This window comes from Nocardia sp. NPDC058497 (assembly GCF_042720195.1).
Lineage (GTDB): Bacteria > Actinomycetota > Actinomycetes > Mycobacteriales > Mycobacteriaceae > Nocardia.
This window is the reverse complement of sequence record NZ_JBHXMY010000236.1, coordinates 1-8,619: the sequence shown is the minus strand read 5'-3', so window position 1 is coordinate 8,619 and position 8,619 is coordinate 1. Positions and strand designations below refer to the sequence as shown.

Below are 8,619 nucleotides of genomic sequence, written 5' to 3'. Positions count from 1 at the left end.
CCACACACGCCCAGCCCCCCGATCCAACAATCTATCGCCCCCGCCCCCCCCCCCACACCGGCCCGGTGATTAGCGCGACCGCGTAGGCAGTGACCTCGACGAGGCCCAAACCGGTGCCGTGCCGTCGCCCGAGCAGCCAATCCGCAAGAGAGACCACGGGATTGAAGTGCGCTCCGGAGACGGGCCCGAACACCACAATCAGCACCCCGAGCCCGAACACGGTCGCGATCGAGTTGGCCAGCAACTGCAGGGCGACATCACCGGTGAGCTGCTGGGCGGCGATCCCGGACCCGACGACGATCGCGACAAGCGCCGCGGTGCCGACGAATTCGGCCAGGAGCCGACGTCGAACGTCGGTCATCGCGCCACGGCCGTGCCGTCGAGCAGCCGAGCCAGCGGCGCCAGCGACTGCGGTTCGATCCGGTAATACACCCAGGACCCGCGCCGCTCGCTCGACAGCAGCCCCGCCTCGCGCAACACCTTCAGATGATGGGAAATGGTCGGCTGACTCAGCTCGAACCCCGCCGACAGATCGCAGACACAGGCCTCACCGCCCTGGCGACTGGCGACCAGACTCAGCAGCCGCAACCGCACCGGATCCGACAGCGCCTTGAACACACCCGCCAGCTCGGCGGCCGACTCGGCGGACAGCGGTTCACGGGCAAGCGGGGCGACCTCGCACGGCGGCGCGCTCGCCGACAGCGGCAGGGATGGATTCGACACCCATCGATATTGATGGACATCGAACCCATTGGCAAGCAAACAACTGGTGAACCATGCCACCGCCGCTCGCCGACCGAGTGGTCAGGAGGCGTCGGGCCCTAAATCGCGCCTGATGCGCGTAACCATGCCTTTCGCGAATTGCCTGCCGAGCGCCGGGGACATCCGCTCCAGGTACCAGGGCACCTTCGCCCACTTGGGCACCACGATGATCGCCTCTCCGCGAAGCACGCCATGCAGTGCGCGTTCGGCGAACTTCTCCGGCGCCATCGGCCGAAACCGCTCCCACAGGCTGAGGATCTTCTCCTCGCTGACGCCGCCCATGTTTATCCGGCCGTACTTGCCGCCGGTCAGAATCGGAGTCCGGATCACACCGGGGCAGAGCGCCGAGACCCGCACGCCGTGTCGTTGTGCTTCGGTACGCAACGCCATCGAAAGGGCAACGACAGCATGCTTGGTGGCGCCGTAACTGCCTTGGCCCGCGGTGGTGATGAGCCCGGCGATCGAGGCGGTATTCACGATGTGTCCCGAGCGCTGTCTGATCATGACCGGGTAGACAGCCTGGATACCGTGGGCGACGCCGCGCAGATTGACGTCGATGACGTCGTTCCAATCATCGAGTGAGTAGGAGTCGATCTCCCCGCCGACCGCGATACCCGCATTGTTGAACAGGTAGTCGATCCGACCCGACTGTCGCACGATGTCGTCGACTGCTCGCTGGAACGACGGGTAGCTGCGCACGTCGACCTCGAGCGCGTGCGCCTTTCCGCCGCGGCTGCGCAGACGCTGCGCCAGTTCCTCGGCGGCCTCCCCTTGACGATCGGCAAGCCACACTTCGGCACCCGCGTCTACCAGTGCGGTGGCAAGGGCGGCTCCGATGCCGGAAGCGCCTCCGGTCACCACTGCGATCTTCCCTGACGCGCTGGTCGCCATAGAGCGGAATTGTATTCCGTCGCCCGGCCGTATTCCAGCAACCGGCGACCAGCGGACACTCGCGCTTGTCAGCCCCGACGCAGCGCGGTGCGAAGTCCGCGCCGGATCGGCCCGGGCTCGGTGGGCGCCGCTGCGGCGAACTTGCGTTCGGAGGCCGTTTCGGGTGCGTCGTCGCTGGTCGCCAGGAGGAACGAGTCGGGGAGGGCGAGTTTGTTGATGGTGCGCAGGCTCAGCAGGTACTGCCGGGGCAGCGGGCCGGTGGTGTAGGGCAGGTCGTACTTGTCGCACAGCGCGCGCACCCGCACCGCGATCTCGGCGTAGCGGTTGCTGGGCAGGTCGGGGAACAGGTGATGTTCGATCTGATGCGAGAGGTGGCCGCTGAGGAAGGCCAGCACCGGTCCGGCGTCGAAGTTGGCGGTGCCGAGCATCTGGCGCAGATACCACTCGCCGTGGGTCTCGTGCTCGATCGCGGCGGGGGTGAATTTCTCTGCGCCGTCGGGGAAGTGGCCGCAGAAGATGACGACGTAGGCCCAGAGGTTGCGCAGTGCGTTGGCGGTGATGCCGGCGGCGAGGGTGCGTCGCCAGTGCCGTCTGCTGAGGATCGGGAAGAACAGGTAGTCCTTGGCCGCCTGCCTGCCGATCTTGCGGACCAAAGCCCTGGTGTGCGCGGCCTTCTCGGGCTCCGTCGGCGCGCGGTCGCGCTCGGAGTACAGGCCGTGCAGTGCGATGCCCCACTCGAAAGTGGCTGCCAGGAACAGGTTGTGCAGCGGTTGCAGGAGCAGGCGCGGGCGCCACTGCTGATCCCTGGTGACGCGCAGGACGCCGAATCCGACGTCGTCGTCCATGCCGACCACGTTCGTGAACATGTGATGGCGGTAGTTGTGCGAGTACCGCCATTGCGAGGACACCCCGGCCATGTCCCATTCCCAAGTGCGGGAATGGATTTCGGGATCGTTCATCCAATCCCATTGGCCGTGCGACACATTGTGCCCGATCTCCATGTTCTCGATGCTCTTGGCCGTGGCCAGTGCCGAGGTGCCGGCGAGCCAGCCCAGCCGCGACCCGGTGCAGGCCAGCAGCAGTCGCGCGCTCGCGTCGAGGATGCGCTGGAACGCGATCGTGCGCCGGATGTAGTCGGCGTCATGGGTGCCGCGCCGATCCTCGATGTCGCGGCGGATCGCATCGAGTTCCTCGCCGAGCGCCTCGACATCGGCTTTGCTCAGGTGCGCGTAGACCGCGACTTCGGTAATGGCCATGGGGGTCCTCGCCTGGTCGTAGCCCCGATTCTACGGACTTCTACAGCAGTCGTCTACAACGTTGACGTACGACATAGACGCCCACGTGACGCGGTCGGCGCGAGCCGGGGGTCAGCGGGCCGGGTCCGGGAGTGTCGCGGTGAGGCCGGTGAGCAGGATGTCGAGCCCGCGTTCGAGTTCGGCGGCGCCGTCGTAGGCGGCCAGAGTGGGGGCGAGTTCGCGCACCAGCGGGAACTCGGTGATCGGCAACCGATGCAGGCCCAGCCGCAGGACCTCGTCGGATTCCTCCGGCCGCTCCACCACTTCCTGGAGCTCGTTGAGCACGTGACCGTAGAGGAAACCGAACAGTGCGCGGTAGACGTGCAGTGCGTCGGCGCCGGTGAAACCGGCCCGGGTGAGCAGCTGCAGGATGTGCTCGAGCGGGCGGACCACCGCGATCGGCCGCATGCCCAGCGGGGTCGACAACGGCCGGGTCACCAGCAGCGGAACGACATTCGGGTGCGCGAGCGCCACCGCGCGGAACGAGCGGGCGACCGCGCGCAACTGTGCCGTCCAGTCGGGGTCGTCCGCGTCGACCACCAGCTGTTCGAACACCAGCTCGGCCACGCCGTCGAGGACGGCGGCCTTGTTCGGCAGATGCCGGTAGATCACCATCGGATCCCGGCCGACGGCCTCGGCCAGCCTGCGCATCGACAGCCCGTCGATGCCGTCGCGATCGACGATCATGAGCGCGGCGGCCAGAACGGACGCCCTGGTCACGGTGCTCGCGGGACGACGGGCGCCATCTGTCGAGTCCTCGGCCATGGCGGCACCTCCGTCTGTTGGTTGTGGTTGTCAGTGTAGACCTACAACGTTGACAAGGGTGGGATGTCGGCGTGTACTTGAGTGGTACAGGTCTCCGGAGCTGATACCGATTCCTCGGATCCCGGACGAAAGGACCGATCGACATGCGCATCCGCGACGACCACCGACCCGGCCCCGCCGCGGCGCCTGCCCGCCATCAGGTCCCGCCGATGTACACCCCGCGGCTGCGGATGCGGTCACGCTCCTCGGCGGATCGATACATCGACGGCGCGTGGTGGCCACGGTCGGACGACCTGGCCGCCGAACTGCCCGATCTGCTCGCGGTGCTGAGTGTGCGGCTCGGCCCGGTCTGGCGCGTCGTCTACGACGCGTCGTGCTGGGCGCAGGCGCCGGCGCGGATCACGGTCGCGGGGGAGACGGTCCGGCTCGACTCCTACCACTTCGAGGTGTGGAACACGATGTACGTGTTCGGCCGCGACGCGAGCATGCTTGTGCTGCAGGTGATCCCCGCCGATACCGACGAGCACCTCGCCCACGAGTCCCTGATGGCCGCCGCATCCGATGCCCCCGAACCCGAAGCAGCTCCGGAAGCGCCGGAGCGTCCGCGCCACATCACCAACCACCAGGCCATGGGCGCGCCGGACCAGGACCGGCAGCCGTTCGACATACCGACCCGCACCCCGCGACTTCTGTTGCGCGCCCACGAAAGTCACGCCGAACTGTTCGACGGCGCGTGGTGGCCCCGGACGGCGAATCTCACCGCCGAACTCCACGACCTGATCAGCGCCCTCACACCCCGCCTCGGCCGCACCGCGCGCATCAGCTTCGACTGGAACGCGACCAGCCGCAACCAGCGCCGCATCGACCACCCCGACGACGTCGACCTGCAGGCCCCCGACGTCGACCAGCTCCCCGACACCATGCACCTCGTCGGCGTCGACGGCATCCACCTCACCCTGCTGGTGATCGCAGCCGACACCCCCGCCGACGTCGCCAACGCCCAGCTCCTGCACGCCGCAGGCCGAGTCACCCACCACCCGCCCACCGGCTGACACCGCGTCATGCGTGCGCCGACACCCCGCCCGGCGATACCGGTCGGGGTGTTGGTTCTTGTTCAGGCGGCGATGGCGATGGCGCGGCGGCGGGGTTCGAGGGCCGCGGCGACCAAGTAGCTGCCGCCGCCGGCGATGGCCAGGACCCAGTAGGGGCTGGCGCCGTCGAGGAACAGGGCGGCCGAGGAGGTGAGGGCCAGCCAGGCGCCGAGGGCGTATTGCAGGACGTCGCGGTAGGCGGCGCCGCCTGCGAGGTAGAGCAGGCCGACGATGAGGCCGGAGCCGGTCGGCCACAGCAGCATCTTCAGATCGTCTTGGGCCAGTGCCGAACTCAGCGCGCTGATGACGAAGAACAGCGCGCCGAAACCGATCAGCCAGGACACGGCGAGCAGATTGCCGACCATCGCGTCCCTACCGGTGACACCGCGCTGGGCCTTCATCGTCACGATGCTGGTGACGACCATCGCGATCGCCAGCCCGGCGATCAGCAGCGCGCTCGGCACCGCGGCGGGCAACCGCAGGAGGGGATCGTCACCGTGGGACAGGGCATACGCGCCGTGGCCGACCAGCCACGCCATCCCGAAACTCAGGTACGACGGACGGTTGTCGAGCAGGACGCGCAGCGCGGACGGACGGGTCTCGGTGGTGGAAACATGCTGGGACATAACGGTTCTCCTGTGCGGTGGTGGGGATTCAGGGGACGAGGACGACTTTGCCGACGACGGTGCCCGACTCGGCGAGTTCCATGGCGCGGGCGGCTTCGGCCAGCGGGACGCGGGCGGCGACCTGAGCGCGCAGGTCGCCCCGCGCGGCGAGATCGAAGACCTGGCCCAGGTCCTCGGTGATGCGGGCGCGGAAGCCTGCCCGGTCGCGCTTGCCCGCCCACAGATTGAAGAAGTGCGCACTGCGCTTGTTGGGCAACGCATTCCACAGCAGGATCCGGCCGAGCAGCTTCAGCACCGGCAGTCGCGAATTGCCCGCGTCGTTCTTGGTGGCCGCGGTGCCGTAGGAGACCAGCGTGCCGTGCGGCGCGAGCAGCGCGAACGAGTCGGCGATGCCGGGGCCGCCGACGTGATCGAACACGGCGTCAACGCCGTCGGGGGCGAGTGCCCGGACCTGCTGCGGCACATCGCCGCGATAGTCGACCCAGGTCGCACCGAGCGCCCGTACGGCCTCGGCATTGCGCGCCGACGCGGTCCCGATGACATGAATTCCGTTGGCGCGGGCCAGCTGTACGAGCGTCGAACCGACCCCGCCGTTGGCGCCGTGCACCAGCACCGTCTGCCCCGGCCGCACCTGCGCGGTCCGGAAGAGCATCTGCCAGGCCGTGATCCCGTTGACGACAAAGGTTTCCGCCTCGGCGGCATCGAGCGCCGCGGGCACCGCGACCAGGTCGGCCGCCTCGAGCACGGCATGGCTGGCCCAGCCGCCGATCTTGGTCAGCGCGGCGACCCTGGTGCCGATCAGGCCAGGGTCGACATCCGCCCCGACCGCGGTGACGGTGCCGACCAGGTCGTAGCCGGGCACGAAGGGAAAGGCGGGCTGGTCGTAGTACTTGCCCCGCCGCATCTGCTGCTCGGCGAAGGAGACACCGCTCGCCTCGACCCGGACGAGTGCCTGCCCGGCGCCGGGCGCGGGCAGATCACGCCGGGTAACCAGCAGGCCGTCGGGTTCGACGCGGCCGGGCAGGACGATTTCGGTGGCGGTGGTGGACATGAGAACTCCTAGTGTGTGACTGGTCAATCACTCGATGGGTCGAAAAAATGCCCCGCGAGGGGGCAGTCAGGGGTCAGTGAGCTCCGGGGTGGCGGATGCCCGCGGTGACGATCTGGGCCCAGGGACTGTCGTTGCCGTCCAGGCCAAGGGTGGTGATCAGGTGGCAGAGCTGCCCGAAGGCGATGAACCGCTGGACGTACTCGTCCGCGGCGCCCGAGCGCTGCTTGGCGAGCTCGGTCACCCTGGCCAGCCCGTCCCGCATCGCCGCGCCGATTTCCGGCACATCAGCCACGGATTGCGCGTGGACCTGCAGCATCAGCAGACTGTTGTCGCCGATGAGCTCGGCGTAGGCCCCGCCCATGTCGTACAGGATCTGTTCGGGACTCTCGGCATTCGACCGCGCCGCGCCCGCCGACATCGCCGCCGCGATCCGGTCGAAGCACCGCTCGAGCGCCGCCACGAACAGCGCGACCTTGCCGGGAAACAGCTTGAACACATACGCGGGCGAGATCTGAGCTGTCGCCGCCACCGTGCTGATCGGCGTGCCGTGATAACCGGTCCTGGCGAACTCGATGATCGCGGCATCGACCACGGCATCGCGCCGCAGATCCGATCGGGAGAGGGTGACTCCGCTCTTGCTCATGTGAGTGACTGTACACTCACTCATTCTGAAGGGGCAAGCCCCAACGGTGAGGGAGATCGCTGGTACCCCTGTGGATCGTCACCGACGCATCGGGTCGGCGAGCAGGGTCCGGACGATGGCGGCCCACTCGCGCAGGGTGGTGTGGGCCGAATTCTCGGAGGTGTGCAGGGCTCGGCCGGCCGCGGTGCCGCGCAGCACGGTGATTGTGAGATCGCGGATCACCGGGTAGCGCGGATGTGCCACCACCTCGGGGCCGAACAGTTCGTCGACGACGCGGACGAGGTCGCGGCCGGCAGCGCGTTCCGCGTGCTGGAGTGCGGCGGCCAGGTCCGGGTCGGTGCGGGCGGCCGCCCAGAGTTCCATCTCGGCTTGGGCGACGGGGCGGGTCATCGACTCGTAGAGGGCGGTGAGCGCCCGGTCGACCGGGTCGGCGTCGGTGTCGAACCGGGCCGCCGCGGCCAGCGCTGCCTGTTCGTTGCGCTGAACCAGGTTCTGCACCAGGGCTTTCGACAGTTCGGCGATGGTGGGGAAGTGGTGCAGCAGCGCGCCGCGGCTGAGTCCGGCCGCTTCCTGCACGGCGACGGTGGTCAGTGCGGAGTAGCCGCGCCGCACCAGCAGGTCGGTCGCCGCGTCGAGGATGCGGGCTCGGGTGGCCTGCTTCTGTTCTTCGCGCGTTGCCAAGTCGGGCCCTTCTCGTCGTCGGCCGACTCCGACCCGCCATGCTTTCGGCAGATTCTCCCTCCCGGCACCTCGAATCCAGAAGGACCCCACCGTGTCGAACAGCAGCACGAACTCCGGCGACCAGCCCGCGCCCTGGTACGAGAACTGGACCGAAGGGCCCGATTCGCCGTGGCGGCATCGCCCTGACCCCGACTACGAGCGGGAGTACTCCACGCTCACCTACGAGCGGGACGGGCGGATCGCCAGGATCACCTTCAACCGCCCGGACAAGGGCAACGCGATCACCCCGCACACCCCGCGGGATCTGGCGCACGCGGTGGAGCGGGCCGACCTGGATCCGCGCGTGCACGTCATCGTGGTGTCCGGCCGCGGCAAAGGGTTCTGCGGCGGCTACGACCTCGACATATTCGCCGAGCAGGGCTTCGCGGGCGCGGAGGGACCGGACGAGGTCACCGGCACCGTGCTCGATCCGGTGGTCAACGCCGTCAATCACAATCCGCAGGGCACCTGGGACCCGATGATCGACTTCGCCATGATGAGCAGGTTCACCAAGGGATTCGCCAGCCTCATGCACGCGAACAAGCCGACCGTGGCGAAACTGCACGGCTTCGCGATCGCGGGCGGCACCGACATCGCGCTGCACGCCGACCAGATCATCTGCGCCGACGACACCAAGATCGGCTACCCGCCCACCCGCGTCTGGGGCATCCCCGCCGCGGGCATGGTGGGGGACCACACCTGAGACGAGCCAGACACACACAAGATGTTTACCCAGTTACATATAAACAAAGTAAGCCTCACACGACAATAATTT

General features: G+C 68.3%; 10 protein-coding genes and 1 pseudogene. 2 read left to right on the top strand and 9 right to left on the bottom strand.

What is annotated here, in order from left to right:
• Positions 1–31 precede the first annotated feature (31 nt).
• The 5 genes from ACFWPJ_RS17320 to ACFWPJ_RS17300 all read right to left on the bottom strand — a co-directional run bounded on the left by ACFWPJ_RS17320 (position 32) and on the right by ACFWPJ_RS17300 (position 3,713).
• Positions 32–361 carry an aquaporin gene (locus tag ACFWPJ_RS17320; protein ID WP_378852454.1) on the bottom strand — a complete coding sequence of 110 codons (330 nt, stop codon included), beginning with the start codon at positions 359–361 and terminating at the stop codon, positions 32–34.
• Complete coding sequence (locus tag ACFWPJ_RS17315; protein WP_378852452.1) at positions 358–723, bottom strand: ArsR/SmtB family transcription factor; 366 nt, start codon at positions 721–723, stop codon at positions 358–360. Before ACFWPJ_RS17315 ends, ACFWPJ_RS17320 begins: the two co-directional genes overlap by 4 nt.
• Positions 724–804: 81 nt before the next feature.
• The gene (locus tag ACFWPJ_RS17310) at positions 805–1,653 is read right to left on the bottom strand and encodes an SDR family NAD(P)-dependent oxidoreductase (protein WP_378852450.1); all 849 of its coding nucleotides are present in this window, start codon (positions 1,651–1,653) and stop codon (positions 805–807) included.
• A 68-nt stretch (positions 1,654–1,721) separates the two neighbouring features.
• Positions 1,722–2,909, bottom strand: coding sequence for a fatty acid desaturase family protein (locus ACFWPJ_RS17305; RefSeq protein WP_378852448.1), 1,188 nt, complete (start codon positions 2,907–2,909; stop codon positions 1,722–1,724).
• Between the two features lie 111 nt (positions 2,910–3,020).
• Positions 3,021–3,713: a TetR/AcrR family transcriptional regulator C-terminal domain-containing protein gene (locus ACFWPJ_RS17300; protein ID WP_378852446.1), complete on the bottom strand. Its 693-nt coding sequence runs from the start codon at positions 3,711–3,713 to the stop codon at positions 3,021–3,023.
• 143 nt (positions 3,714–3,856) lie between these two features.
• Between ACFWPJ_RS17300 and ACFWPJ_RS17295 the strand changes: the two genes are divergently transcribed.
• Positions 3,857–4,765 (top strand): DUF5994 family protein, encoded by a 909-nt coding sequence (locus ACFWPJ_RS17295; protein WP_378852444.1) that lies wholly within the window; start codon positions 3,857–3,859, stop codon positions 4,763–4,765.
• Between the two features lie 62 nt (positions 4,766–4,827).
• Here ACFWPJ_RS17295 and ACFWPJ_RS17290 read toward each other — a convergent pair whose 3' ends face one another.
• The 4 genes from ACFWPJ_RS17290 to ACFWPJ_RS17275 all read right to left on the bottom strand — a co-directional run bounded on the left by ACFWPJ_RS17290 (position 4,828) and on the right by ACFWPJ_RS17275 (position 7,805).
• Positions 4,828–5,430, bottom strand: a complete 603-nt coding sequence (locus tag ACFWPJ_RS17290) for an ABC transporter permease (RefSeq protein ID WP_378852442.1) — start codon at positions 5,428–5,430, stop codon at positions 4,828–4,830.
• A gap of 28 nt (positions 5,431–5,458) precedes the next feature.
• The gene (locus ACFWPJ_RS17285; protein WP_378852440.1) at positions 5,459–6,481 is read right to left on the bottom strand and encodes a medium chain dehydrogenase/reductase family protein; all 1,023 of its coding nucleotides are present in this window, start codon (positions 6,479–6,481) and stop codon (positions 5,459–5,461) included.
• Positions 6,482–6,554: 73 nt separating this feature from the next.
• The gene (locus ACFWPJ_RS17280) at positions 6,555–7,124 is read right to left on the bottom strand and encodes a TetR/AcrR family transcriptional regulator (protein WP_378852438.1); all 570 of its coding nucleotides are present in this window, start codon (positions 7,122–7,124) and stop codon (positions 6,555–6,557) included.
• A gap of 78 nt (positions 7,125–7,202) precedes the next feature.
• Positions 7,203–7,805, bottom strand: a complete 603-nt coding sequence (locus tag ACFWPJ_RS17275) for a TetR/AcrR family transcriptional regulator (protein WP_378852436.1) — start codon at positions 7,803–7,805, stop codon at positions 7,203–7,205.
• A gap of 91 nt (positions 7,806–7,896) precedes the next feature.
• Between ACFWPJ_RS17275 and ACFWPJ_RS17270 the strand changes: the two are divergent.
• Positions 7,897–8,529 (top strand): annotated as a pseudogene (locus ACFWPJ_RS17270) (crotonase/enoyl-CoA hydratase family protein); the annotation flags it as partial.
• Positions 8,530–8,619: the final 90 nt, after the last annotated feature.

What these genes read in the sequence shown, in the direction of transcription:
- ACFWPJ_RS17320 (WP_378852454.1), bottom strand. Translation starts at nt 361, where the DNA reads ATGACCGACGTTCGACGTCGGCTCCTGGCCGAATTCGTCGGCACCGCG.
- ACFWPJ_RS17310 (WP_378852450.1), bottom strand. Translation starts at nt 1,653, where the DNA reads ATGGCGACCAGCGCGTCAGGGAAGATCGCAGTGGTGACCGGAGGCGCT.
- ACFWPJ_RS17305 (WP_378852448.1), bottom strand. Translation starts at nt 2,909, where the DNA reads ATGGCCATTACCGAAGTCGCGGTCTACGCGCACCTGAGCAAAGCCGAT.
- ACFWPJ_RS17300 (WP_378852446.1), bottom strand. Translation starts at nt 3,713, where the DNA reads ATGGCCGAGGACTCGACAGATGGCGCCCGTCGTCCCGCGAGCACCGTG.
- ACFWPJ_RS17295 (WP_378852444.1), top strand. Translation starts at nt 3,857, where the DNA reads ATGCGCATCCGCGACGACCACCGACCCGGCCCCGCCGCGGCGCCTGCC.
- ACFWPJ_RS17290 (WP_378852442.1), bottom strand. Translation starts at nt 5,430, where the DNA reads ATGTCCCAGCATGTTTCCACCACCGAGACCCGTCCGTCCGCGCTGCGC.
- ACFWPJ_RS17285 (WP_378852440.1), bottom strand. Translation starts at nt 6,481, where the DNA reads ATGTCCACCACCGCCACCGAAATCGTCCTGCCCGGCCGCGTCGAACCC.
- ACFWPJ_RS17280 (WP_378852438.1), bottom strand. Translation starts at nt 7,124, where the DNA reads ATGAGCAAGAGCGGAGTCACCCTCTCCCGATCGGATCTGCGGCGCGAT.